Below are 24,896 nucleotides of genomic sequence, written 5' to 3'. Positions count from 1 at the left end.
GGAAGGTTAATTGATGGTGTAATCGAAAGAGAAGCTCCTGATCGAAGCCCCAGTAAACGGCGGCCGTAACTATAACGGTCCTAAGGTAGCGAAATTCCTTGTCGGGTAAGTTCCGACCTGCACGAATGGCATAATGATGGCCAGGCTGTCTCCACCCGAGACTCAGTGAAATTGAAATCGCCGTGAAGATGCGGTGTACCCGCGGCTAGACGGAAAGACCCCGTGAACCTTTACTATAGCTTGACACTGAACATTGAATTTTGATGTGTAGGATAGGTGGGAGACTATGAAGATGATACGCCAGTATTGTTGGAGTCGACCTTGAAATACCACCCTTTAACGTTTGATGTTCTAACGAAGATTACGAAACGTGGTCTCGGACAGTGTCTGGTGGGTAGTTTGACTGGGGCGGTCTCCTCCCAAAGAGTAACGGAGGAGCACGAAGGTTTGCTAATGACGGTCGGACATCGTCAGGTTAGTGCAATGGTATAAGCAAGCTTAACTGCGAGACAGACAAGTCGAGCAGGTACGAAAGTAGGTCATAGTGATCCGGTGGTTCTGAATGGAAGGGCCATCGCTCAACGGATAAAAGGTACTCCGGGGATAACAGGCTGATACCGCCCAAGAGTTCATATCGACGGCGGTGTTTGGCACCTCGATGTCGGCTCATCACATCCTGGGGCTGAAGTAGGTCCCAAGGGTATGGCTGTTCGCCATTTAAAGTGGTACGCGAGCTGGGTTTAGAACGTCGTGAGACAGTTCGGTCCCTATCTGCCGTGGGCGTTGGAGAATTGATTGGGGCTGCTCCTAGTACGAGAGGACCGGAGTGGACGCACCACTGGTGTTCCGGTTGTGTCGCCAGACGCATTGCCGGGTAGCTAAGTGCGGAAGAGATAAGTGCTGAAAGCATCTAAGCACGAAACTTGCCAAGAGATGAGTTCTCCCTGTCTTTAAGACAGTAAGGGTTGTTTAAGACTAAGACGTAGATAGGCATGGTGTGTAAGCGGTGCGAGCCGTTGAGCTAACATGTACTAATTGCCCGAGAGGCTTAACTATACAACGCTCAAGGGTTTTGGGTGTTGGGTAAGACGAAGAAACTCAGAGAAGAAAGAGAAAGTTTTGAAGTTGAATCAGCTTGTTTGGTTGTGAGCACTAGAGATAGTGAGAGCAGAGTAGAGAAAAGTTATTAAAGGAATAATCCTGGCGGCGATAGAGCGGTGGTCCCACCTGACCCCATACCGAACTCAGAAGTGAAACGCCGATGCGCCGATGGTAGTGTGGGGCTTCCCCATGTGAGAGTAGGACACCGCCAGGTACTTTTTATTTTGTTAGTTTATTTTTAGAGTAAATTAACAAAATAAAAATTTTGGCAGCAACAGTGCAATGGTCCCACCTGAATCCATATCGAACTCAGAAGTGAAACATTGTTACGCCGATGGTAGTGTGGGGCTTCCCCATGTGAGAGTAGGTCACTGCCAATTATACCTCATTTAGCGGAGTGGTAGTTCAGCTGGTTAGAATACCTGCCTGTCACGCAGGGGGTCGCGGGTTCGAGTCCCGTCCATTCCGCCAATTCTTAATACCAATAGGGGCGTAGTTCAATTGGTAGAGCACCGGTCTCCAAAACCGGGTGTTGGGAGTTCGAGCCTCTCCGCCCCTGCCATTATTTCATATCAAATTATCTTTAATTTTTTAAGAATATTGTCTATTTTACTATTCGTTTTATACTAATCGTACTTTTAGTATTTCAGAGATATTCTTATGCATTACTCCATTCAAGATTTTATTCAATTAATTGCACAATTACGTAACCCTAACGGCGGTTGTCCTTGGGATCTTAAACAAAATTATGACTCCATGATTCCTTGTTTAACCGAAGAAACTTATGAAGTCATTGATGCCATCCAAAAGAAAGATATTGTTAATTTAAGAGAAGAGCTTGGCGATCTTTTATTACAGGTTGTATTTTTTAGTCAGCTTGCTTCTGAAGATGGTTATTTCACATTTGATGATGTTCTTAATGATATTTCTAAAAAGATTGTTCGTCGTCATCCTCATGTATTTGGTGATGCAACAGCTGGAAATGAAGAAGAAGCATTAGCTCGTTGGAATAGTATCAAAGCACAAGAGAAATCAGTTCAAGAAAAACGTTCTATTTTAGATGATATTCCGAATGCTTTTCCTGCATTGTTAAGAGCACAAAAAATGCAAAAACAGTGTTCAAAGATTGGATTTGATTGGGATGATGTTGAACATGTATTAGCAAAAGTTGAAGAAGAATTGCAAGAAGTTCGGGATGAAATCAATCAAACTCCTCGCAATCAAGAAAAAATAGAAGAGGAAATCGGGGATTTATTTTTCGCAACGGTTAATTTATCTCGTCATCTCAAATGCAATGCAGAAGAGGCTTTGCGTAAGGCGAATAATAAATTTGAACAACGTTTTCGTAAAGTAGAAGAAAAAGCATTGGAACGAGGTTCATCAGTTAAAGATCTTTCTTTAATCGAAATGGATATTCTGTGGGATGAAGTGAAAAGAGAAGAAAGATAATTCAAATGGCAGAGCGCATTTTCTCTGCCATTTTTTATTTTATAGCATGGATAAGTAACATATAGGCACTGATCACCAATAAAATAATGCCTAATAGTTTTTTGACTAATTGCGGTGATAATTTACCTCGAATTTTCATCGATAAAAATCCGGTCACAAAAGCACTGAGTACGACAATAATCACGATCGAAAAATTTACGTAACCGATTTGCCAACCAAAGTGATGAGGTGAGTTTTTTGAAAGATAGCCATAAAGACTGCCTAACCCACCAATAAACATCATTGCATTGGTATAAGGAGCAATTTGATGGGCTTTAACGGATTTTAGCTGACCAATTAAAGGCGCCATGATAGAGCCTCCTCCAATACCCGTCATACCGGCAATAAATCCTCCAAAGGTTGAAAGGCCCATTCCTTTTATGGTTTCATCTGTTGTCGTTTGCTGGCTCGTTGCACTTTCTTTACTAAAAATAGTACGAATCGCTAATAGTGAAAGTGTGATAACAAACACGCTGATAATGGCAATATCTGGCACGTAAAAACTTAATTCAAATCCTAGCTGCACACCAATAATCATGCCAACAGACCAAATGAGCATCGCTTTGTAATTAATTGATACTTTTTGTTTGTAGAAATAAATCAAGTTAATAAAGGATGATCCCATGACAATCGTCAATGATGTCGCGGCAATCATTTGTAGAGGAAATTGTGGGAATAAAGTGTAGAGAATAGGCACCATCAATACACCGCCACCAATACCAAAGATGGCCGACATGATATTCGTCATGACACCACATAAAATCAAAATAAGAATTAACTGTAAGCTCATTTCAAACTCCTTTTGTGTGGGAGTACGGCGTTATTATTCTTATAGAGCGATAAATAATTTATGATCTTGCTCATAATTGTCGATAAAAACAGACTTTATTTCGATTTTGTGATCCCTCTCACATAATCACTATGACAATTATCATATGCTCTTTACAAACTGAGCAGTAGTCTATAAATGGAATTTAATATTGGCTTCTACAAGGAGGAGCGTATGCTATTAACGGTTTTGAGTTTCCTCATCGTAACGGCTTTAGTGGCCTATATTTCATGGCTACGTACTAAAAACGATGATTTAACCACCTCGAAAGGTTATTTCTTAGCGGGACGAGGATTAAGCGGTATTGTGATTGGTTGCTCAATGGTGTTAACTTCACTTTCTACTGAGCAATTGATTGGGGTGAATGCCAATTCTTATCAAAACAACTTTTCTATTATTGCGTGGACAGTGCCAACTGTGATTCCGCTTTGTTTCTTGGCGCTTTATATGTTGCCGAAATATTTGCGTAACGGTTATACCACCATTCCTGAATTCTTTGAAAATCGCTTTGACCGTCAAACTCGTTTGATTATGTCAGGGTTATTCTTAGTCTTCTATCTTTTAATCGTTATTCCGACCGCACTTTATACTGGGGCAATTGCCTTTAACAAAATCTTCAATCTAGAAACGATCTTTGGATTAAGCTACGCTCAAGCAATTGTTTATACCGTGATTGCTATCGGTGTAGTCGGTGCGATTTATGCGATTTTTGGCGGGTTAAAAGCGGTAGCGGTTTCCGATACCATCAATGCCGTGATCTTAGTGATTGGTGCTTTGCTTGTACCTGTATTTGCGTTACTTTATTTAGGTAATGGCAGTATTTCAGAAGGGTTGAATATCATCACTACCACCCACGTTGAAAAATGGAACGCTATTGGTAGTTCAACCGACTCTACCCCTTGGCCAACAATTTTTACCGGTATTATGGTTGTTCACTTCTTCTATTGGACAACGAACCAGGCTATCGTACAACGTTGTTTAGGAGCGAAGGATTTAGCATCGGGTCAAAAAGGGATTTTAATTGCAGCGCTTTTCTTACTCACATTACCGATTATTCTTAATTTACCGGGTTTATTGAGTTTCCATATTCTAGGCGAAGGCTTAAATCCAATTGATACCTCTTATCCATTGTTGGTTAATAAAGTGATGCCGACTGCATTACAAGGCTTCTTTATTGCTGCACTTTTCGGCGCAATTTTAAGTACCTTTAACTCATTCTTAAACTCTGCAGCGACGATTTATTGTAAAGACTTACTACCATCTATCAGTAAAAAACAACGTACCGATCAAGAATTGATCGTCTATGCGAAAAAAGTCTCTACCATTATGGCGATTGTGACCATGATTATTGGCCCGCTTTTGATGTTCGGTACAGATGGTATTTTCTTAATCACTAAACGCTTTGCTGGTTTTGTGAATATTCCAATTGTGGCGTTATTTGCTGTGGGTTTATTTAATAAAACAGTTTCTGGCTTGGCTGCACGTATAGCCTTACTTGTACACGTGGTACTTTATTTCAGTATTGTTTGGGTGTTCAAGGTGAAAATCAATTTCGTGTATGTCATGGGCGGATTATTCGTATTTGATGTTGTCTTGATGTTGATTTTAGGTCAATTCTTAAAACGTGAGCCTTATGTGGAAAATACCATCAATAAAGGCGATGTAGACTTAACCAATTGGAAATACATTAAAGTGACGTCTGTTTCATTGATTCTTGGTTTAATCGCGCTTTATACTTTCTTATCACCTGTTGGTCTTGCTTCTCCAGATGGCAATCCAATGTTAGTGTTGGAAGTGTATGCGGTGTTACAACTCATTGTGTTGATTGTCTTTAGACCAAAAAATGAAAAAACAGAACATCAATTACATCTTTCTAACCAACATTAAGCAGTCGGGCGTACATCACGTACGCCCTTAAAATAGATAAGGATTGTGTATGAACATTATCTATATTTTACTCGACCAAGTGCGTAAAGATATGTTGGGGGCTTATGGTCACCAGATCGTTAAAACCCCGAATATTGACCGTCTAGCGAAAGATGGCGTACGTTTTAATAATGCTTTTACGCCCGCTTCCGTTTGTGGGCCCGCACGGACTTCACTCTTTACCGGTTTAATGCCATCTACCCATGGCATCATTCGTAATGGTGAAAAAGGCGGTACAGGTGAAGTGAGCGAAGCTGCACCGAATATCGGTAAACTAGACGGCTATAACACCTATGTTGTGGGGAAATGGCACGTGGGTACAAAATCCGTACCGGAAGATTATGGTATCAAAGGGCATAACTTTGACGGCTATGGTTATCCGGGCAGTGGTGTGTATAAAAATTTAGTGTTCAACCAACCGCCGACACATTCCAATCGTTATAAAGAATGGTTAGATGAAAAAGGCTATGAAATTCCTGAAGTGAGCCATGCTTATTTCGGTGATAACCCTCATTTACGTGTACAAGAACTTTGCGGTTTGCTTTCAGGCACAAAAGAACAAACCATCCCGTATTTCATCATTGATGAAGCGAAAAGCTATATTAGTGAATCACTTGCTGAAAATAAACCGTTCTTTACATGGATTAATTTCTGGGGACCGCATACGCCTTGTATTGTGCCAGAACCGTATTATTCCATGTATCGAAAAGAAGATGTGGTACTAGATGAAAGCTTCTTTAAGCCACTAGAAGGTAAACCAGGACACTATCGTACCATCTCTAAAATGTGGGGGATGTGGGAAGCGAGTGAAGATCATTGGAAAGAAGTGATCACAAAATTCTGGGGTTATATCACCTTGATTGATGATGCAATTGGCGAGTTGTTTACTTTTTTAGAAAACAACGGTATTTATGACCGCACTTTTATTGTGGCAACCGCTGACCATGGGGATGCGATGGGCGCTCATCGAATGATTGAGAAAGGGGAGTTCATGTTTGATACCACTTACAACATTCCGATGATTATCAAAGACCCGAATTCAAATCGTGTTAATCAACAAGATGATAACCTCGTCTATTTGCATGATTTAACCTCTACTGTTTATGATTTGGCTAATCAGCCGATTCCTTCTGCCTTTGAAGGGGAAAGTATTTTGCCGATTGTTCGTCAACATCAAGATAATCAACGCAAAGGGATATTGGCACAGTTAGCAGGGCATTTCGTTTATTTTGAACAACGCATGTGGCACCGTAAAGACTATAAATTAGTGTTTAATGCTTCGGACATTTGCGAGCTTTATGATGTAAAAAATGATCCGGCTGAAATGCATAATTTGTTCTATAAGCCAGAATATGAAGCTATCAAAAAAGAAATGCTAGAAGAAATGCGTCAAGAAATGAAACGTTTAAATGATCCGCTAGAAAACTGGGTATATCGGATTATTCACGAAGTATAAAAACAAAGAAAAAACTGACCGCACTTTTAAGGACGTTTATGGAAAATTGCTCAATCAAGCCTACTGAGTTATCGCATTGTCAGCTCACCGAGTTACATCACTTGCCGAAAGGCTCCTTCTTGTATCAACAAGGTGAGGCGGCACATGAGTTTTATTATGTGCAAGCAGGCTTGATTGGCTTATTTCATACCCTTGAAAATGGTAAGGAAAGCTTGGTACGGTTATATTCCAAAGGCGATTATTTTGGTTTCCGAACCTTATTTTCCATGACGGATAAACACTATCATTGCAATGCGAAAGTTTTAATTGATGCAGAAATTACTCGCATCAAGCCCAATGTAGTGAGCGAGTTTTTTACGCATAATACGGTGATGAGCCAATGTTTATTGCAGATCTTGGCAGATGAACTACGCGAAGCTGAAGAGCGTTTAGCAAAAAGTGCCTATTTACGCACTTTAGATCGTGTGATGGATAGTTTATATTTCCTCAAACAAAACTTTCCTGATTATAATTGGACGTATCGCGAAATTGCGGAATATGCTGGCTGTGAAACCGAAACCGCCATTCGCATTGCGAAAGAACTCAAACAAAACGGGGCATTTGATCGAATATCAGGTCATAAATAATGTTGTAACAAAGGATGGTTGATGTCTGTTTTTCCACCACAAGCTCATTTTCACTTAATGGCGAAACCAAGCAGTTTTCACTGTAACATTCAGTGTGAATATTGCTTCTATTTGGAGAAATCAGAACAGTTTGGGCAACATGCGCCTTTTATGTCGAAAGACACCTTAAAACATTACGTCAAAAACTATATCCAATCTCATGCTGGTAATGTGGTTGAATTTGCTTGGCAAGGGGGGGAGCCCACTCTCTTAGGCTTAGATTTTTATAAACAAGCCGTTGAATATCAGCAGGAATTTGCTCAAGGCAAACAGATTACAAACGCCTTTCAAACCAATGGTATTGCCCTTAATCAGCAATGGGCTGCATTTTTCAAACAACATCATTTTCTCATTGGGCTTTCTATTGACGGTTTAAGTGCTGTGCATAATCGTTATCGTATTTCGGGTAACGGTAATCCCACTTTTGAAAAAGTCGTCAAAGCGTTAAATCTGCTACAAGAATATGGCGTGGAATTTAACACCTTAACCGTCATTAACGATCAAAATTGGCAAAAAGGAAGAGAAACCTATTTAGCGCTCAAACAGCTTGGTTCGGCTTATATGCAGTTTATTCCTATCGTTGAACGTCATGCCCAAACTCAATCAGTAACCGATTTCTCGGTACCATCAGAAGGCTATGGGCAATTTCTCGTGGATGTCTTTCATGAATGGTATGAGCATGATGTAGGAAAAATTTATGTGTCACAGTTTGATAATCTGCTTGGGCAATGGCTTGGTTATCCTTCTACAACTTGCGTTCACCAACCCACTTGTGGGCAATCTCTTGTCACAGAAGCCAATGGCGATGTGTATGCTTGCGATCATTTTGTGTATCCCGAATATAAGGTGGGCAATTTAACTCAGCAACCTTTAACGGAGATTGTGCTTTCTACTAAACAGCAGCAATTCGGTTTAGAAAAATCACAAAAATTGACCGCACTTTGTCGGCGTTGCGAGTTTCGCAAACTCTGTTATGGTGGTTGCCCGAAACATCGTTTTGTTTCTCTCGAAAATGAACCTAATCCACATAATTATTTATGTGTCTCTTACCGTTATTTCTTTGAGCAAACGGCGCCTTATATGCAAGCCATGGCTCGTCAAATTCGATTACATCCATCCGCCGCTTAAGGTAGAATAGTGTCTTTCTACTTTACTGTTTGATTGATATGAATCCTTGGACATTACTCGCTATCTCTATTTGCCTTGAAATCGTGGCAACGAATTTATTAAAAGTCAGTGATGGCTTTACCAAACTTTTACCCACCGTTGGTTCATTAGCGCTATATGCCATTTCGTTTTATTTTGTCTCCATTGTTTTCCGAACTCTTTCCGTGGGCTTGGTTTACGCCATTTGGTCGGGCGTTGGTATTGTTCTGACCGCTATTGTGGCATATTTCGCATTTGGTCAGAAAATTGATACCGCAGGGCTGATAGGTATGGTGTTGATTATCAGTGGTGTTTTAGTGATTAACTTGTTTTCTCAAACAGGGCATTAATCCTCCAAATGAAATGTGATCAAGCTCATAAATTTTATTTTTCTTCAAAATAAAATTATGTAAGCAATCGATTCACCGCTATAATTCTCCGGCATTTTTAACCGCACATTGTGCAACTTTAAAGGAAATTTTATGAAAAAATTACTTTGCTCATTATTTGCGCTTTCTGCTGTTAGCACAGCAATGGCACAAGAAGTGAATATTAAATTATTAGGGACCTCCGATGTTCACGGTCGTATCGTACCTTGGAGCTATGGTGCAGACGTAGAGGACAAATCAGGTTCTTATGCACAAATTGCAACTTATGTGAAAGATGTGCGTAAAAATAATAAAAACGTGGTGTTAGTGGAAGTCGGTGATGCGATCCAAGATAACCAAATCGATGTGTTCGCAAAAGATAAAAAATATTACAAAGATCACCCAATTCCAAAAGTATTAAACGAAATGAATTATGATATTTTCGTATTGGGTAACCACGAGTTTAACTTTGGGATGAAAGCATTAGATGAAATCCTAAAAGATATCAAAGCGAAAAAATTAACCGCAAACTTCTATCATAAGAAAAATGACAAACGTTATATCGATGCGACAACCATCATCGAAAAAGATGGCGTGAAGTTAGGGATTATTGGTTTAAGTACCCCAATGTCAGCAAAATTTGAAGAAGATACGGGCAACTTAAAAGACATGAAATTTACTTCACCGACAGAAGAAGCGCGTACACAAGTTGAGAAATTAAAAGCAAAAGGCGTGGATGCGATTATTGCGGTGACCCACATGGGTATCGATAATGAAAACAATATTCCTGATACTGGTATGCGTGATGTCATCAATGCAGTAGATGGTATTGATGTGGTTATCGCGGGTCACATGCATAAAGATGTACCAAGTGAAACCATTAAAAACACACTAATCACTGAACCACACCGTTACGGTACCGTGGTATCTGAAGTGGATTTAACTTTTGATATCAACGATAAAAAAGAAGTGAAATTAGTGAAGAAAGAATCTAAAACGGTTCCAGTTAAAGCACTTGAAGCAGATAAGAAAATTGTGGAAATCTACAAACCTTATCACGAGAAATTACGTGAATTAAACAACGTAGTAATCGGTCAAACAGCGAATGAAATGGTACCTCAAGAGACTAAACACGGTGTATCTGCTGTATTCTCAAAAGATACTGGTTTATCTTCATTCATTAATGATGTTGAACAACATTACAGCGGTGCAGATGTGGTGACTTTCTCTTTCGACCATCAAAAAGCACGTATGGATAAAGGCGATATCAAGAAAAAAGACATCATCTTTAACTATCGTTATGCAGGCGGTGATGTTACCGTTTATGAAATGACCGGTAAACAATTGAAAGAATATATGGAATGGTCTGCGAACTACTTCGATACCATCCAACCAGGTGATACTGAATACCGTTACAATGCGGAACGTAAAAAATCAAAATATGTGACTTACGACATTTTTGGTGGCGTAAATTACAAAATTGACTTACGTAACCCACAAGGTAGCAAAATCGTTGATTTAACTCTTGCTGACGGCAAACCGGTGACAGATGATATGAAATTAAAAGTGGGTATGAACTCATATCGTTTCGCTCAATTAAACGGTAAAGGTGGTATTTGGGAAGGCCAAAAAATTCCAGTACTTTGGGAATCTAAAGTCGCAATGGGCCGCGAAAAAGGCACTATCCAAAATATGATGATCGATTACATCACTAACGTGAAAAAAGGCAAAATCGATGGTCAATCTCACAACCGTTGGGAAATCATTGGATTAAACTAATCAGTCCTTTTAAAATAGGATAAAAACCAACCGCACTTTGAGACAATTGAATCAAGTGCGGTTATTTTTTCTTTGTTTTCAGCTAAAACTTGTAAATAATCAAGGTAAAATTTAGCCTAACGTAGTAAACTACAAGCACTTTTATCCTTTAGGAGATGACAAATGAAACCTTATTTAATCGCCCCTTCTATCCTTTCTGCAGATCTTGCTCGTCTTGGTGATGATGTGCAAAACGTGTTGAATGCCGGTGCGGATGTGATTCATTTTGATGTAATGGATAACCACTATGTGCCGAATTTAACCTTTGGCCCAGCCGTGTGTAAAGCTTTGCGTGATTATGGTATTAAAGCACCTATTGACGTGCATTTGATGGTAAAACCGGTCGATCGTATTATTCCTGATTTTGCCAAAGCGGGTGCGGATTACATTACATTTCATCCTGAAGCCAGTGAACATATTGACCGCTCTTTACAGCTCATTCGAGATCACGGCTGTAAAGCGGGTTTAGTGTTTAATCCTGCCACACCATTAAGTTATTTGGATTATGTATTAGATAAGGTGGATGTGATTTTGTTAATGTCCGTGAATCCAGGATTTGGTGGACAATCTTTTTTACCTTCAACATTGAGAAAATTACAACAGGCACGTCGTCTAATTGATGAAAGCGGTTTAGATATCCGTTTAGAAGTTGATGGTGGGGTAAAAGTGGATAATATTGCAGAAATCGCCGCAGCCGGTGCAGATATGTTTGTAGCAGGTTCAGCGATTTTTGGTAAACCAGATTATAAACAAATCATTGATCAAATGCGCGCGCAGTTAGCTTCAGTTAAATAAATGGTAGTAAGAATGAAGACTCAATTTAAAGTTATCGGTTTTGATTTAGACGGTACGCTTGTGAATAGCTTGCCAGATTTAGCGTTGTCTGTGAATTCTGCTTTAGCAGACTTTGGATTACCTCAAGCACCAGAAGAGTTAGTGTTAACTTGGATTGGTAATGGGGCACCAGTATTGATTGCACGAGCTTTAGAATGGGCAAAAGAGCAAACAGGTAAAGACTTTTCAGATGCAGAAATGGAACAAGTGAAAGAGCGTTTTAACGTGTATTACGCGGAGAACCTTTGTAATGTGAGCCGTTTATATCCAAATGTAAAAGAAACATTAGAAACTTTGAAAGCTCGAGGTTATACCTTAGCTGTAGTAACGAACAAACCAACTCGTCACGTTCAGCCGGTATTAGCGGCATTTGGCATCGATCATTTATTCAGTGAAATGCTTGGTGGGCAATCATTACCTGCTATTAAACCACATCCAGGCCCATTGTATTATTTATGTGGTAAATTTGGCGTAGAACCTCGCCAAGTGTTGTTTGTAGGTGACTCTCGAAATGACATTCTCGCGGCACATTCAGCAGGCTGCCCGGTTGTGGGATTAACTTATGGATACAACTACAATATCCCAATTGCTGAATCAAACCCAGATTGGGTGTTTGATGGCTTTGCGAAGTTATTAGAAATTCTTTAATTGATGTTTAAAAAAGGAGATTGAAGCACACACTTCAATCTCCTTTTTTATTATCAATTAGTAATTACTAGAGGTATTATCAGAAACACCCGTTAAAATCGAAATGCCTGCGCTTGCACCAATTCGTGTAGCGCCTGCTTCAATCATTGCTAGTGCGGTTTGGGTATCACGAATACCGCCAGAGGCTTTCACGCCGATGTTGCCTACCGTTTTCTTCATTAATGCCACATCTTCTACGGTTGCGCCGCCTTTATTGAAACCCGTTGAGGTTTTAACGAATGCCACACCCAACGCTTTACAGATTTCACAGGCTTTCACAATTTCTTCTTTGGTGAGTAAGCAGGTTTCCAAAATCACTTTAAGTGGCACGCCATGACAAGCGGTTAATACAGCTTGAATGTCGTCTTTTACGGCATCCCATTTATTTGATTTAATCAAGCCAACATTAATTACCATATCGATTTCACCTGCACCCGCTTTGATGGTTTCTTGGGTTTCAAACGCTTTGACTGAGGATAAGTTGGCACCAAGTGGGAAACCAACAACGGTACAAATTTTGACGTTTGAGCCAGCGAGTTTTTCTTTGGCTAAAGGAATATAACCTGAATTAATGCAGACTGAATAAAAGCCGTACTGAATGGCTTCATCACAGAGTTTAAGAATATCTTGTTCTGTTTTTTCAGCAGTAAGGGCTGTGTGATCAATATATTGTGCTAATTGTTTACTATCCATATTTTTTCTCCTTATTAAATGATATGGTTATCATAGCAAAATATCTGTAATTTTGACCGCACTTTTCTGATCGATTACAATCCATTTATCCTAGATCATGAAATTTTATTGTGAAACTTAAAACATTATTAAAAAATGCGATTTCGCTCATGCTGACGTTGATTGTCGTAAGCAGTATTCTCGATTTTATTCGTAAACCCAATATTCCACCTGAAATCAATGCGACGGCACTTTATGATTTACAGGGGGATGCCTTCTTTTTGCCTCAATTAGATCAAACTAAGCCGACGATCATTTACTTCTGGGGAAGTTGGTGTGGTTATTGTCGTTATACTTCTCCAGCGATTAATTCACTTTCAGAAGAAGGCTATCCGGTAGTCTCTGTCGCGCTACGTTCGGGGACAAATAAGGATGTGGAGGATTATTTACAAACACATCACTATCAGTTTACAACGGTGAATGATCCTCAAGGCAAGATTGCGGATCAATGGCAGGTGAATGTGACACCGACCATTATTATTTTAAATAAAGGAAAAATGGATTTGGCCACAACGGGCTGGACGAGTTACTGGGGCTTAAAAGTGCGGTTGTTTTTCACAGAGTTTTTTGGCTAAGCGGCACAAAATCTATTACAATACACAGACTTATTTTAAAGAGGACAGAATTATGATTATCGTAACAGGTGGCGCCGGTTTCATCGGCAGTAATATCGTTAAAGCATTAAACGATATGGGACGCAAAGATATTTTAGTGGTGGATAACTTAAAAGACGGGACTAAATTCATTAACTTAGTGGATCTTGATATTGCAGATTACTGTGACAAAGAAGACTTTATCGCGTCAATTATTGCTGGTGATGATTTAGGTGATATCGATGCCGTATTCCATGAAGGGGCTTGCTCGGCGACCACTGAATGGGACGGTAAATACATCATGCACAATAACTACGAGTATTCAAAAGAGTTATTGCATTACTGCTTAGATCGTCAAATTCCGTTCTTGTATGCATCAAGTGCGGCTACTTATGGCGACAAAACTGAATTCCGTGAAGAGCGTGAATTTGAAGGCCCATTGAATGTGTACGGTTATTCTAAATTCTTATTCGACCAATATGTGCGTGCAATTTTACCTGAAGCGCAATCACCAGTATGTGGTTTCCGTTATTTCAACGTGTATGGTCCGCGTGAAGGTCACAAAGGTTCAATGGCAAGCGTGGCATTCCACTTAAATAACCAAATCCTGAAAGGTGAAAATCCAAAATTATTTGCTGGCAGTGAGCACTTCCGTCGTGATTTCGTTTATGTAGGCGATGTAGCACAAGTCAACATTTGGTGTTGGCAAAATGGTATTTCAGGTATCTTCAACTGCGGTACTGGCAATGCAGAGTCTTTTGCGGAAGTGGCAAAAGCGGTAATTAAATTCCATGGCAAAGGCGAGGTGGAAACCATTCCATTCCCAGAGCATTTGAAATCTCGCTATCAAGAATATACGCAAGCGAATTTAACGAAACTTCGCGCAACTGGCTATGACAAACCATTTAAAACCGTAGCGGAAGGTGTGGCTGAGTACATGGCGTGGTTAAATAAAAATATTGAACAAATAATGTCGTTCAATACTAGAAAATGAATAAAGTGCGGTTAAAATTAGTCTTATTTTTAACCGCACTTTTGTTATAAGGTCAAGCATGAATATTTTAATTATCGGCCCATCTTGGGTCGGCGATATGATGATGTCGCACAGTTTGTATCAACAACTCAAACTGCAATCCCCCCATTGCCAAATTGATGTGATGGCACCGAATTGGTGTAAACCGCTTTTAGCCCGTATGCCTGAAGTGCGTCATGCCATTGAAATGCCGCTCGGACACGGCAAGTTTGCCTTGTGTGAGCGTTATCGTTTAGGTAAAGCATTGCGTAATCAATATGATATAGCGATCGTGCTACCAAACTCCTTGAAGTCAGCCTTTATTCCCGCCTTTGCAAAAATTGCTGTACGTCGTGGTTGGAAAGGGGAAAGCCGTTATTTCTTGCTTAACGATTTACGCAATAACAAATGTGATTACCCTATGATGGTGCAACGTTATGTAGCGTTAGCCTTTGAGCAAAATGCGGTGCCAAAAGCGGCTGATATTCCTGTTCTAAAACCTTATTTAACCGTTGATCCAACTCAACAAGCAGAAACCTTAAAAAACTTTGAAAAACAGACCGCACTTTTAGGCGAACGTCCGATTATTGGATTTTGTCCGGGGGCGGAATTTGGCCCGGCAAAACGTTGGCCGCATTATCACTATGCTAAATTAGCCGAAATGCTGATTGAAAAAGGCTACGCAGTAGAATTATTTGGTTCACCAAAAGATGTGGACGCAGGAGAGCAAATCCGCAATGCGTTGCCTGCCGAGCTACAACCGTTCTGTTTGAATTTAGCAGGGCAAACAAACCTGAATCAAGCGGTAGATTTAATTGCTAACTGTACGGCAGTAGTGAGTAATGACAGTGGCTTAATGCATATTGCCGCTGCGACAGATCGTCCATTGGTTGCACTTTACGGCCCAACGAGCCCAACTTATACGCCACCATTATCAGATAAGGCTGTGATTATTCGTTTAATTGAAGGCGATTTAATTAAGGTGCGTAAAAGTACAGATAGCTCGGAAGGGTATCATCAAAGTTTGATTGATATTAAACCTGAAAATGTGGTAGAAAAACTGACCGCACTTTTAGACATTTAAGAAAGAGAGAATATAAAATGGAAGTGACATATCAACCCGTATTAGATAAAAATGAAGCCAAAGCGGTTCGTAAAATTAGTCGTAATGTTTATAAGCATAATAAATTTCGTAAGATGATGAGTTTAGGCGATCTTTTATTATATTTATTTTTCTTGCTTCCAAGTATTTTTCTTGCTTTTGAACTGATGGATTGGGGAGAGTATTTATATGATTGCTATGAAAATATCTTAGCTAATTATGCTGGGCATATATTATTGATTATCTCACTATGTTCTTTTTTTTATGCTGTTTGTCTGCGACCTTATTTAAATACCAAAGCTTTTCAAAGCCAAGTATATGAGGAAGCTAATAAGGAAAAAAGAACCATACGAATTAAAGAAGATGGGTTATGTTCTGAAATAGCTCTCTGCCAAACTTTATATAATTATCGGTACATTCATCATATCGAAAATCATTATGGTTACTTAACGATTCGAATTGGTAGTGGACAGTATTTATCTATTCCTCATTCAGCTTTTCAGGATGACGTTCATCGAGAAGCATTTGAAGCCGCTTTACGAGAAAAAATTAAAGCTTATCAAGCAGAGCCTTTAAGTAAATAGAAAAGGCTAAACAGGATATGTTAATGATATGAACCCTCTCCGCATACATTTACAATTAATTGGAATGGTGATTTTATGGGGCGCCTCTTGGCCTTGGGGACGAGTGGTTGCCCAAGCTATGCCGACATTTGTTGCTTCAAGCGTGCGCTTTTTTTTCGCCATTATTCCACTCATTATTTGGCTATATGCGGCGAATCGCTTCAAATATGCTAAACAACTGCGACCTAATCAATGGGTGGGGTTATTGTTAACGGCTTTGCTTGGGATCTTTGGTTATTCGACTTTCTTTATTTGGGGTTTGAAATATGTTCCAGCAGGGCAAGGAACGATGGTGGTTGCTTCTAACCCCGTCTTTACGATGTTTTTTGCTATTTTATTATTTAAAGAAAAATGGAATCGCTGGGTTGTATTAGGGATGATTATTGCGATTAGCGGTTCTTTGTTAGCCATGACAAAAGGGAATCCAACTAATCTCTTACAAAATTTTGGATTCGGTCAAATGTTATTGCTTTGTGCTTTAGTTTGCTGGGTTGCTTATACTTTATTGGCTCGTAAAGTATTAATCGGAATTGATTCTCTCACCGCCACCACGATTTCTTCTACTTTTGGTTTTTTCATGCTGACGTCGGCAGCATTATGGACGGAAAGTGCGGAAGATTGGGCAACCGTATTTCAATTAAATGGATCGCAATGGTTTAGTTTACTAGGTCTTGCATTTGGCTCAACAGTGTTGGCTTATGCATGGTATTTTGATGGTGTGAAACACTTAGGGGCAGGCAATGCCTCGGCTTACATTATTCTTGTGCCGATTTTAGGCATTTTATTTTCAGCCGTTTGGTTGAATGAACAAGTGGATTCCTCCTTAATTATTGGCGGCGTTTTAGCCGTATCTGGGCTTGGAATTATGCATTGGGGAAGAAGGTTAATCAAATGAAAGTATGCGTGATCAAAACGTCTTCTATGGGCGATATAATCCATACTTTGCCTGCACTGACTGATGCACAGCTTGCTATTCCTAATTTATCCATTGATTGGGTGGTGGAAGAGAATTTTACCGAAATCCCACGTTGGCATTCTGCCGTGAAACAAATCATTCCAATAGCCTTAAGACGTTGGCGAAAATCACCTTTTTCGGTTCAAACAAAAAATGAATGGAAATCTTACCGCACTTTATTACAAGCCAATCAATATGATGCTGTGATTGATGCTCAAGGGCTTTTTAAAAGTGCCTTTTTTGCGACACGCTTAACCAATGGCGTTAAGCATGGTTATGATCGAAAAAGTATCCGTGAACCGATTGCCTCCTTGTTCTACGATAAAAAATACGATATTTCTTATCAACAACATGCGGTAGAACGTATTCGCCAACTTTTTGCGCAAGCCTTATCTTATCCATTACCGAAAGCGAAAGGGGATTATGACATTGCCCGTCATTTTATTTCCGCAGATTCTATCGAGCCTTATGTGATCTTTTTTCATTCTACGACAAGAGATGAAAAGCATTGGCCAGAACGAGAATGGCGAAATTTAATCGAAAAACTGACCGCACTTTCTGTTCAAGTCCGTTTGCCTTGGGGAAATGAAAAAGAAAAGGCTAGAGCAGAGCGATTAGCAAAAGGATTATCTCACGTAGTTGTTTTACCTAAGCTTTCATTACATGAATTGGCTTATCAAATTGCTAATGCGAAAGCAGTGGTTTCGGTGGATACCGGGCTTGCCCACTTAACTGCTGCGCTGGATAAACCGAATATTACGCTTTATGGTGCAACGGATCCGACCTTAATTGGCTGTTATGGTAAAAATCAGCATTATTTAACGGCAAATTCAATGGGAAATATTACTTCAATGCAGGTCTTTTCTAGACTAAATGCCTTAATTAAATAGTTTGTAGAATAATTGGAAATGTATTGATTTAGATTAATTTTAGTCAAAATATTGTCTATTTTCTGATAGTTGGAAAAATTTAAGATTGACACATTTAGGTTATGATGTATAGACTAAAAAAGTTCAATTTTTATTAACTTCATTAAATAATAGGGAAAGCGTTATGAAAAAAACACTTCTTGCTTTATCTGTAGCTGCATTAGCAGCAGGTTCTGCACAAGCTTATAACTTCCACATTGACCAAACTGGTACGGATGTTGATTTCTATGGTTCTTTACGTGTTAAGTGGGAAAGCACGTCTAACAAAACTAACTATGTAGCGGGCGGTGAAAGCAAAGAGCACATCAACCACGCAGTAGATAACAATGGTTCACGTTTTGGTATTAAATTAAAACAAAGCTTAGGTGGTGATTTTTATGCATTAGGTCGTGCTGAATGGCGTATGCGTGGTGAAGCACCTTCACAACATGATTTTGATCATGTTTATACTCACTTCCTTTACGCTGGTTTTGGCCACAAACAATTTGGTGAGTTAACTTACGGTAACATGCCAACTATCACTGATGAAGTAAAACAAACCGACTTAGCAAATACTTACAGCTTATCTGATGGCTTATTAGATGGTTCTGCTCGTCGTGTAACTCAATACGTGTACAACGGTAACTATGGTGATAACAAAGTTAAATTTGGTGCGTACTACGGTGGTTCAAGCAAACGTAGCATGAAAAACCTTGATTTAACAAACAAACGTAAAAATGCTTGGGGTACAGGTCTTATCTTCAACCATGCAATTGATAGCATTCAAAATGTAACTGTAGCAGCAGGTTTTACTCGTGAAATTTCCGAAAATGCAAACAACACGTCATTATTCCGTAATGCTTATGGCTTAGGTTTAGCATATAACTTCGTTCACACCACTTATGGCTTAGATTTGGAGCGTCAAGTAACCAAAAACCAAGGTGACAAACGCATTAAAAATGAAGTGCGTGCAATTGTTCGTCAAGGTTTAAACGAAGATTGGAACGTTTATGCAATGTATGCATATAAAACAGATAAACACAGTAATAATACAGACAGAACTCGCCAATTCATGGTAGGTACTGAATACTATGTGTTTAACCAAGGTTCTTTAAAAGTGAAACCATTCTTAGAATGGCAAGCAACCCGCACTAAATACGAAAACAGCACTGTAGATCGTAGCCGTGATTTCAAAACTGTTATCGGTTTACGTGCATACTGGTAATTTATCAGTTTAATAGTATAAAACGAGCGGATAGTGAAAGCTATCCGCTTTTCTTTTTGGCTTGTAATTTTGATTTTCACCCCCATAATACTGCACAGGCATAAAGTGCGGTAACAAAACGACATCTTTTTTGAACGTTTACAATTTATTCTCAAAATTGACCGCACTTTTTACTCAAAGAATAAATAGGAACAAATAATGAATTACACTCAAGACAATGACAAACTTTACCGTTACCTTTTCCAAAACCGTGCCGTGCGTGGTGAATGGGTACGATTAAACCAAACCTTTACTGATACATTGAATACTCATCATTATCCAAAAGCGGTACAAAACTTACTGGGCGAGATGATGGTGGCAACGAATTTGTTGACCGCCACATTAAAATTTAATGGCAATATTACGGTTCAAATTCAAGGTGATGGTCCATTAAAATTAGCCTTAGTTAATGGCAATGATCAGCAACAAATTCGTGCATTAGCACGTGTGCAAGGTGATATTCAAGACGGCATGAGCCTACATGATATGATTGGCAAAGGTGTGTTAGTGATTACGATTGCACCAAACGAGGGTGAGCGTTATCAAGGTGTTATCGGTTTAGATAAACCAACCATTACGGAATGTTTAGAAGACTATTTTGTCCGTTCAGAGCAATTACAAACGCAACTTATTATTCGCACGGGTGAATATGACGGTAAAGCCGTTGCCGCTGGAATGTTGCTACAGATTATGCCGGATGGTCAAGGTACACCAGAAGATTTTGAACATTTAACGACCTTAGCTGCAACAGTCAAAGATGAGGAGTTATTTGGATTACCTGCAGAAGAATTGCTTTATCGTTTATATCATGAAGAAGTAGTGGAAGTTTTTGAACCGCAAACTGTTTCTTTCTTCTGCGGTTGCTCACCTGAACGTTCTGGTGCAGCATTGTTGCTGATTCCAGAAGCTGAAATTGATGAAATCTTAGAAGAGCATAAAGGCAGTATTGATATGCAGTGTGAATGTTGTGGCACACATTACTTCTTCAATAAAGAAGCGATTGATAAACTCAAACAAGCCCAATAAGAAAAACCCCCGTTTAGTATAACGGGGATTTTTTATAGCCTTTTATTGTTGAACTTGTTCCAAACAATGTTTGATAGCGTCCGGAATCGAGCCACCATGATTTTTATTGGGAATGGAAATAAATTCCACGGAATTACCTTGTTTTTCCAATATTTCCGCCAACTGATGCGCATTGATTGTTCGCATTTGTTTCCGTTGATTAATACGTTGTAATTGTTCTTCGGTGATATTTGGATCCTGCTCAGGATGGTCTTCATAATAGCCTAATGTAATCTGGATATGTGATGGTTTTTGGCGAATCCAAGGTTCGGTTTGAGGTAAAAATGAACCATTCCCCCACCAAAGAGAAGGGCTTGCCAAGGTGTAATATTGAAATAAATCTGGTTGATGGAAGAGTACATATAATCCAAATAACCCACCAAAAGAATGGCCAAAGAAATATTGTTTTTCCTTATTGATGTCGAAATGCTGCTCAATGTAAGGTTTTACGTCTTGTTGAATAAAACGTAGAAAATCGGCAGCTTTTCCCCCTTTGGCAAATTCAGCGCCTTCTACTGGGAAAGTGTAATCTCTCATTCGTTCCTCAATAGCGTAAGCTTTATCAGATACATAACCGATACCGACAATAAGGGGGAGCGGTTTATGAGGATTGACAGCATTCACTGCTATTGGAAATTGTGCATTGCCATCCAACGTGTAAAGTGCGGTCAGTTTTTGCGATGTTTTTGGTGGAACAGCAATAAACAAACGGTAATGTTTGTCTTCAAAGGTAAAATCTTTTTGTTGAATCTGATACATTTTTTTCATGCTTTCTTGAATAGGTGGAATCTTAAAGTCGGGTTCTGCTTGCGTACTTTGCGTAAACATCAGCAGGAAAAATAAAAAGGGTAAACGCAGAAATGAGAACATGGTTATTCAGTCTTAATTTGAGAATGGTTATCACTATATAGGAAAAGTAAAGGTGAAATCAACCGCACTTTATCTTGGCTCCCAAAAACACCCTAAAAATAGGTAGAAATTTCCAATGAATGTTCAAAAATGAGATCTAGTTAACATTTTTTTTTTGACAATTCCCATACAATGAACATAGGAAAAAATTTTTAAACTTTTTAATCAAGAGGTGAACTATGACTGATGTTAAAAACGTAATTAAAGAACTTGAAGCTGTTGGTATTCGTGATGTTAAAGAAGTGGTTTATAACCCAAGTTATGAACAACTTTTTGAAGAAGAAACAAAACCAGGCTTAGAAGGCTTTGAAAAAGGGACACTTACCACAACGGGTGCGGTGGCTGTTGATACGGGGATCTTTACCGGTCGTTCACCGAAAGATAAATACATCGTTTTAGATGATACCACAAAAGATACAGTGTGGTGGACGTCTGATGTAGCGAAAAACGATAATAAACCAATGACTCAAGAAACGTGGTCAAGCTTAAAAGGTCTTGTGACTAAACAACTTTCTGGTAAACGTTTATTTGTGGTGGATGGTTTCTGTGGTGCAAGTGAAAAAGACCGTATCGCAGTGCGTATTGTGACGGAAGTCGCATGGCAAGCACACTTTGTGAAAAATATGTTCATTCGTCCAACAGAAGAACAATTAAAAACTTTTAAACCAGATTTCGTGGTCATGAACGGTTCTAAATGCACCAACCCGAACTGGAAAGAGCAAGGTTTGAACTCTGAAAACTTCGTTGCATTTAACTTAACTGAGCGTATTCAATTAATCGGTGGTACTTGGTACGGCGGTGAAATGAAGAAAGGTATGTTCTCAATGATGAACTACTTCCTACCACTTAAAGGTGTAGGTGCAATGCACTGTTCTGCTAACGTAGGTAAAGACGGTGATGTAGCAATTTTCTTCGGTTTATCAGGTACAGGTAAAACCACACTTTCTACCGATCCAAAACGTGAATTAATCGGTGACGATGAGCACGGTTGGGATGATGTTGGTATTTTCAACTTTGAAGGTGGTTGCTACGCGAAAACTATCCATCTTTCTGAAGAAAATGAGCCAGATATCTACCGTGCAATCCGTCGTGATGCATTATTAGAAAACGTCGTGGTTCGTGCAGATGGTTCAGTTGATTTCGATGATGGTTCTAAAACTGAAAATACTCGTGTGTCTTACCCGATTTATCACATTGATAATATTGTTAAACCAGTATCTCGTGCAGGTCACGCAACGAAAGTAATTTTCTTAACTGCGGATGCATTCGGTGTGTTACCTCCAGTGTCTAAATTGACACCAGAGCAAACCAAATACTACTTCTTATCTGGTTTCACCGCTAAATTAGCCGGTACAGAGCGTGGTATTACTGAGCCAACGCCAACTTTCTCAGCATGTTTCGGTGCAGCATTCTTAACACTCCACCCAACACAATATGCTCAAGTGTTAGTTAAACGTATGCAAGCTGCCGGTGCAGAAGCGTATTTAGTTAATACTGGTTGGAACGGTACAGGTAAACGTATCTCAATTAAAGATACCCGTGGTATTATCGATGCCATCTTAGATGGTTCTATCGAAAAAGCAGAAATGGGTGAGTTACCAATCTTTAACTTAGCTATTCCAAAAGCATTACCAGGCGTAGATCCAGCGATCTTAGATCCACGTGATACTTATGCGGATAAAGCACAATGGGAAGCGAAAGCGAAAGACCTTGCTGGACGTTTCGTGAAAAACTTCGAAAAATATGCGACCAACGCAGAAGGTAAAGCACTTATCGCAGCAGGTCCAAAAGCTTAATTAGAGAATATCGTATCTAATTAAACATTTCTAAAAATAACCGCACTTTGATTTGTTAACCAAAGTGCGGTTTTTTTATATTAAGTTTTTTGCGAGTTATTCTTTTGCTACGGTAAGAATAGACCAAATATAAGCCAAGATGACCAATACCGCAGAGACAGAAAACATGATGCTGACCACATCAACAAAAAAGAAACTTTCCAGAATCGGTTTAGTGAAGATGCGTTCCGCATATCTCGCGACAAAAGTGATGATATAAGCCCATAAAGCCCAGGTAACTAGATCTAGTACAAAGCTTTTGGCTTTAATCAGCAAGGGAAGGCTGCTACCTTTATTAATAACCATCAATTGTTGTAAAGTGGCGGTTGCCATTATTTAAACTCCTCTGTCAGGGCTTGTCCAGACAGCTAGCTTGGACTTGTTTCTAAAAATCGCTTTTGGGATTCCAACGAGTAACGTTACGGTATTGAGTAACCAATAAACATAGGGATACCAAATGCAGGAAATTCCATATTGGATCAATCCTTTTTCATAACGTGAATCAATGTATAAACTTAAGAGACACTGTAAGAAGAAGGAAAAAAACATGATCGAGATATTTGTTTCAAACAGCTCCATGTTTTGAATACCTATACCTAAGGTAATCTTGCGGTATAGTGCAAGTGCAACCAGTACAACCAATAAGATTGCCCAAGTTGCGGTAACAAAATATTCGGCATACATTGGCCATAGACGGCGGTTTTTCCAGCGCCAGACCTGTGGGAAATATTTGATGATGGTTTCGGCGCCACCTTGTGCCCAGCGTAAACGTTGTTTGTATAAACCATATAGACGTTCAGGCATTAATACCCAACATAAAGCACGAGGTTCATACATGATGTTGTAACCGGCCGTTTGAATTTTCCAACTAACATCAATGTCTTCGGTGATCATATTGGTACTCCAGCCACCAATTTCTTCCATTACATCTTTTCTAAATAGGCAGCATACTCCAGATACCGTGAAGATCGTTCCCATCAGGCTTTGAGCGCGTTTGATTAAACCGATAATGGAGCTAAATTCCGACACTTGTAAGCGACCTAGGATGGTACTGCGGTTACGTACGCGTGGGTTGCCTGTAACAGCACCGTAAGTGCGGTTTAATTCAAGGGATTGCACCATATAGTCGATAGCATCGAAATCTAATACCGCATCGCCATCAATACAGGCTACATATTCACCTTTAGCAACTAATAAGCCATGATTTAATGCACTGGCTTTACCTTGGTTTTCTTGGTGAAGCGCCACGATGCGTTCGTCAGCTTTTGCCCAACGCTCAATAATTTCGCCCGTGTTATCTTTACTGCCATCATTGATGAAGATCAGTTCATAGTTTGGGTATCTGAGTTGGAGCAAGTAAGGAATAGCTTCATCTAGATTGTCCCCTTCGTTGTAGCAAGGCACCATAATGCTAACCATAGGAACGCGTTCTTTTGGCATTTGTTGGAAAGTTGGTTGCCCAAGTTTTCCTTCCATAAAAAGGTAATAACACAGGCTTGCCGTCACCCAATATATTGCCATCCCGGCAGGGTACATGAATACGAAGATACTCACGGCTTCTAAGAATTGTTGGTTCATCG

The 24,896-nt window shown here is 39.5% G+C and carries 23 protein-coding genes, 2 tRNA genes and 3 rRNA genes (1 of these 28 cut by a window edge); 23 read left to right on the top strand and 5 right to left on the bottom strand.

The features are described 5' to 3' along the window. The 6 genes from INP94_RS01990 to mazG all read left to right on the top strand — a co-directional run. Nucleotides 1-1,056: ribosomal RNA gene (locus INP94_RS01990) — 23S ribosomal RNA — on the top strand; it begins 1,842 nt to the left of the window's first position. A gap of 143 nt (nucleotides 1,057-1,199) precedes the next feature. Then, nucleotides 1,200-1,315 (top strand): 5S ribosomal RNA (gene rrf, locus INP94_RS01985). 50 nt (nucleotides 1,316-1,365) lie between these two features. Then, nucleotides 1,366-1,481 (top strand): 5S ribosomal RNA (rrf, locus tag INP94_RS01980). Between the two features lie 14 nt (nucleotides 1,482-1,495). Then, a tRNA-Asp gene (locus INP94_RS01975) sits at nucleotides 1,496-1,572 on the top strand. A 15-nt stretch (nucleotides 1,573-1,587) separates the two neighbouring features. Next, nucleotides 1,588-1,663 (top strand) — tRNA-Trp (locus INP94_RS01970). Nucleotides 1,664-1,761: 98 nt separating this feature from the next. Beyond that, nucleotides 1,762-2,550 (top strand): nucleoside triphosphate pyrophosphohydrolase, encoded by a 789-nt coding sequence (mazG, locus tag INP94_RS01965; RefSeq protein WP_197543869.1) that lies wholly within the window; start codon nucleotides 1,762-1,764, stop codon nucleotides 2,548-2,550. 34 nt (nucleotides 2,551-2,584) lie between these two features. Here the strand turns inward: mazG and INP94_RS01960 are convergent, their stop codons facing one another. Continuing rightward, complete coding sequence (locus INP94_RS01960) at nucleotides 2,585-3,379, bottom strand: sulfite exporter TauE/SafE family protein (RefSeq protein WP_197543868.1); 795 nt, start codon at nucleotides 3,377-3,379, stop codon at nucleotides 2,585-2,587. 213 nt (nucleotides 3,380-3,592) lie between these two features. Between INP94_RS01960 and INP94_RS01955 the strand changes: the two genes are divergently transcribed. From INP94_RS01955 to INP94_RS01920, 8 genes are all read left to right on the top strand, one after another. Next, entirely contained in the window at nucleotides 3,593-5,305 is a 1,713-nt protein-coding gene (locus INP94_RS01955) for a solute:sodium symporter family transporter (RefSeq protein WP_014064313.1), read from the top strand. 49 nt (nucleotides 5,306-5,354) lie between these two features. Beyond that, nucleotides 5,355-6,800 carry a sulfatase family protein gene (locus INP94_RS01950; RefSeq protein ID WP_197543867.1) on the top strand — a complete coding sequence of 482 codons (1,446 nt, stop codon included), beginning with the start codon at nucleotides 5,355-5,357 and terminating at the stop codon, nucleotides 6,798-6,800. A 38-nt stretch (nucleotides 6,801-6,838) separates the two neighbouring features. Further along, the gene (locus INP94_RS01945; protein WP_014064311.1) at nucleotides 6,839-7,426 is read left to right on the top strand and encodes a Crp/Fnr family transcriptional regulator; all 588 of its coding nucleotides are present in this window, start codon (nucleotides 6,839-6,841) and stop codon (nucleotides 7,424-7,426) included. 21 nt (nucleotides 7,427-7,447) lie between these two features. Continuing rightward, complete coding sequence (locus INP94_RS01940) at nucleotides 7,448-8,593, top strand: anaerobic sulfatase maturase (protein WP_197543866.1); 1,146 nt, start codon at nucleotides 7,448-7,450, stop codon at nucleotides 8,591-8,593. A gap of 38 nt (nucleotides 8,594-8,631) precedes the next feature. Beyond that, nucleotides 8,632-8,961 carry a DMT family transporter gene (locus INP94_RS01935; protein ID WP_197543865.1) on the top strand — a complete coding sequence of 110 codons (330 nt, stop codon included), beginning with the start codon at nucleotides 8,632-8,634 and terminating at the stop codon, nucleotides 8,959-8,961. A gap of 132 nt (nucleotides 8,962-9,093) precedes the next feature. Then, complete coding sequence (locus tag INP94_RS01930) at nucleotides 9,094-10,758, top strand: bifunctional metallophosphatase/5'-nucleotidase (protein WP_197543864.1); 1,665 nt, start codon at nucleotides 9,094-9,096, stop codon at nucleotides 10,756-10,758. A 162-nt stretch (nucleotides 10,759-10,920) separates the two neighbouring features. Further along, nucleotides 10,921-11,592 (top strand): ribulose-phosphate 3-epimerase, encoded by a 672-nt coding sequence (rpe, locus tag INP94_RS01925; RefSeq protein WP_197543863.1) that lies wholly within the window; start codon nucleotides 10,921-10,923, stop codon nucleotides 11,590-11,592. Nucleotides 11,593-11,604: 12 nt separating this feature from the next. After that, the gene (locus INP94_RS01920) at nucleotides 11,605-12,279 is read left to right on the top strand and encodes a phosphoglycolate phosphatase (RefSeq protein ID WP_197543862.1); all 675 of its coding nucleotides are present in this window, start codon (nucleotides 11,605-11,607) and stop codon (nucleotides 12,277-12,279) included. 57 nt (nucleotides 12,280-12,336) lie between these two features. Here the strand turns inward: INP94_RS01920 and deoC are convergent, their stop codons facing one another. Further along, a complete protein-coding gene (deoC, locus tag INP94_RS01915; RefSeq protein ID WP_197543861.1) occupies nucleotides 12,337-13,011 on the bottom strand; it encodes a deoxyribose-phosphate aldolase in 675 nt (224 codons plus the stop codon). 110 nt (nucleotides 13,012-13,121) lie between these two features. Here deoC and INP94_RS01910 point away from each other — a divergent pair, with 110 nt between their 5' ends. The 8 genes from INP94_RS01910 (at nucleotide 13,122) to hslO (ending at nucleotide 20,533) form a co-directional block, all read left to right on the top strand. After that, nucleotides 13,122-13,625 (top strand): protein disulfide oxidoreductase, encoded by a 504-nt coding sequence (locus tag INP94_RS01910; protein ID WP_197543860.1) that lies wholly within the window; start codon nucleotides 13,122-13,124, stop codon nucleotides 13,623-13,625. A gap of 52 nt (nucleotides 13,626-13,677) precedes the next feature. Next, nucleotides 13,678-14,637 carry an ADP-glyceromanno-heptose 6-epimerase gene (gene rfaD / locus INP94_RS01905; protein ID WP_197543859.1) on the top strand — a complete coding sequence of 320 codons (960 nt, stop codon included), beginning with the start codon at nucleotides 13,678-13,680 and terminating at the stop codon, nucleotides 14,635-14,637. A gap of 58 nt (nucleotides 14,638-14,695) precedes the next feature. Continuing rightward, nucleotides 14,696-15,739: a lipopolysaccharide heptosyltransferase II gene (gene waaF / locus INP94_RS01900; RefSeq protein ID WP_197543858.1), complete on the top strand. Its 1,044-nt coding sequence runs from the start codon at nucleotides 14,696-14,698 to the stop codon at nucleotides 15,737-15,739. Between the two features lie 17 nt (nucleotides 15,740-15,756). Beyond that, entirely contained in the window at nucleotides 15,757-16,341 is a 585-nt protein-coding gene (locus INP94_RS01895; RefSeq protein WP_197543857.1) for a YcxB family protein, read from the top strand. A gap of 28 nt (nucleotides 16,342-16,369) precedes the next feature. Then, a complete protein-coding gene (locus INP94_RS01890; protein WP_197543856.1) occupies nucleotides 16,370-17,275 on the top strand; it encodes a DMT family transporter in 906 nt (301 codons plus the stop codon). Further along, nucleotides 17,272-18,225: a lipopolysaccharide heptosyltransferase RfaC gene (rfaC, locus tag INP94_RS01885; protein WP_197543855.1), complete on the top strand. Its 954-nt coding sequence runs from the start codon at nucleotides 17,272-17,274 to the stop codon at nucleotides 18,223-18,225. The genes INP94_RS01890 and rfaC overlap by 4 nt, the downstream gene beginning before the upstream one ends. Before the next feature lie 163 nt (nucleotides 18,226-18,388). Beyond that, nucleotides 18,389-19,468, top strand: coding sequence for a porin (locus INP94_RS01880; RefSeq protein WP_197543854.1), 1,080 nt, complete (start codon nucleotides 18,389-18,391; stop codon nucleotides 19,466-19,468). Nucleotides 19,469-19,666: 198 nt separating this feature from the next. Next, complete coding sequence (gene hslO, locus INP94_RS01875) at nucleotides 19,667-20,533, top strand: Hsp33 family molecular chaperone HslO (protein WP_197543853.1); 867 nt, start codon at nucleotides 19,667-19,669, stop codon at nucleotides 20,531-20,533. A gap of 42 nt (nucleotides 20,534-20,575) precedes the next feature. Here hslO and INP94_RS01870 read toward each other — a convergent pair whose 3' ends face one another. Continuing rightward, nucleotides 20,576-21,400: an alpha/beta hydrolase gene (locus tag INP94_RS01870; protein WP_197543852.1), complete on the bottom strand. Its 825-nt coding sequence runs from the start codon at nucleotides 21,398-21,400 to the stop codon at nucleotides 20,576-20,578. Nucleotides 21,401-21,660: 260 nt separating this feature from the next. On the opposite strand from INP94_RS01870, the gene pckA reads away from it, so the two are divergent. Further along, nucleotides 21,661-23,277, top strand: coding sequence for a phosphoenolpyruvate carboxykinase (ATP) (gene pckA / locus INP94_RS01865; RefSeq protein WP_197543851.1), 1,617 nt, complete (start codon nucleotides 21,661-21,663; stop codon nucleotides 23,275-23,277). A gap of 96 nt (nucleotides 23,278-23,373) precedes the next feature. Here the strand turns inward: pckA and INP94_RS01860 are convergent, their stop codons facing one another. Together INP94_RS01860 and pgaC are read right to left on the bottom strand one after the other, a co-directional pair. Then, entirely contained in the window at nucleotides 23,374-23,649 is a 276-nt protein-coding gene (locus INP94_RS01860) for an HmsD (protein WP_065420546.1), read from the bottom strand. Between the two features lie 3 nt (nucleotides 23,650-23,652). Further along, complete coding sequence (gene pgaC / locus INP94_RS01855) at nucleotides 23,653-24,894, bottom strand: poly-beta-1,6-N-acetyl-D-glucosamine synthase (RefSeq protein WP_197543850.1); 1,242 nt, start codon at nucleotides 24,892-24,894, stop codon at nucleotides 23,653-23,655. Nucleotides 24,895-24,896 lie beyond the last annotated feature (2 nt).

The organism is Haemophilus parainfluenzae (assembly GCF_014931395.1).
Lineage (GTDB): Bacteria > Pseudomonadota > Gammaproteobacteria > Enterobacterales > Pasteurellaceae > Haemophilus_D.
This window is presented reverse-complemented; position numbering and strand designations above follow the sequence as displayed.

Bases quoted from the DNA above. Each gene is read 5' to 3' on its own strand.
- pckA (WP_197543851.1), top strand. From the start codon at position 21,661: ATGACTGATGTTAAAAACGTAATTAAAGAACTTGAAGCTGTTGGTATT.
- INP94_RS01860 (WP_065420546.1), bottom strand. From the start codon at position 23,649: ATGGCAACCGCCACTTTACAACAATTGATGGTTATTAATAAAGGTAGC.
- INP94_RS01880 (WP_197543854.1), top strand. From the start codon at position 18,389: ATGAAAAAAACACTTCTTGCTTTATCTGTAGCTGCATTAGCAGCAGGT.
- waaF (WP_197543858.1), top strand. From the start codon at position 14,696: ATGAATATTTTAATTATCGGCCCATCTTGGGTCGGCGATATGATGATG.
- deoC (WP_197543861.1), bottom strand. From the start codon at position 13,011: ATGGATAGTAAACAATTAGCACAATATATTGATCACACAGCCCTTACT.
- INP94_RS01890 (WP_197543856.1), top strand. From the start codon at position 16,370: ATGAACCCTCTCCGCATACATTTACAATTAATTGGAATGGTGATTTTA.
- INP94_RS01955 (WP_014064313.1), top strand. From the start codon at position 3,593: ATGCTATTAACGGTTTTGAGTTTCCTCATCGTAACGGCTTTAGTGGCC.
- rpe (WP_197543863.1), top strand. From the start codon at position 10,921: ATGAAACCTTATTTAATCGCCCCTTCTATCCTTTCTGCAGATCTTGCT.
- hslO (WP_197543853.1), top strand. From the start codon at position 19,667: ATGAATTACACTCAAGACAATGACAAACTTTACCGTTACCTTTTCCAA.
- INP94_RS01930 (WP_197543864.1), top strand. From the start codon at position 9,094: ATGAAAAAATTACTTTGCTCATTATTTGCGCTTTCTGCTGTTAGCACA.
- INP94_RS01935 (WP_197543865.1), top strand. From the start codon at position 8,632: ATGAATCCTTGGACATTACTCGCTATCTCTATTTGCCTTGAAATCGTG.
- mazG (WP_197543869.1), top strand. From the start codon at position 1,762: ATGCATTACTCCATTCAAGATTTTATTCAATTAATTGCACAATTACGT.
- INP94_RS01920 (WP_197543862.1), top strand. From the start codon at position 11,605: ATGAAGACTCAATTTAAAGTTATCGGTTTTGATTTAGACGGTACGCTT.
- INP94_RS01870 (WP_197543852.1), bottom strand. From the start codon at position 21,400: ATGTTTACGCAAAGTACGCAAGCAGAACCCGACTTTAAGATTCCACCT.
- rfaC (WP_197543855.1), top strand. From the start codon at position 17,272: ATGAAAGTATGCGTGATCAAAACGTCTTCTATGGGCGATATAATCCAT.
- rfaD (WP_197543859.1), top strand. From the start codon at position 13,678: ATGATTATCGTAACAGGTGGCGCCGGTTTCATCGGCAGTAATATCGTT.
- INP94_RS01895 (WP_197543857.1), top strand. From the start codon at position 15,757: ATGGAAGTGACATATCAACCCGTATTAGATAAAAATGAAGCCAAAGCG.
- INP94_RS01945 (WP_014064311.1), top strand. From the start codon at position 6,839: ATGGAAAATTGCTCAATCAAGCCTACTGAGTTATCGCATTGTCAGCTC.
- INP94_RS01940 (WP_197543866.1), top strand. From the start codon at position 7,448: ATGTCTGTTTTTCCACCACAAGCTCATTTTCACTTAATGGCGAAACCA.
- pgaC (WP_197543850.1), bottom strand. From the start codon at position 24,894: ATGAACCAACAATTCTTAGAAGCCGTGAGTATCTTCGTATTCATGTAC.
- INP94_RS01960 (WP_197543868.1), bottom strand. From the start codon at position 3,379: ATGAGCTTACAGTTAATTCTTATTTTGATTTTATGTGGTGTCATGACG.
- INP94_RS01950 (WP_197543867.1), top strand. From the start codon at position 5,355: ATGAACATTATCTATATTTTACTCGACCAAGTGCGTAAAGATATGTTG.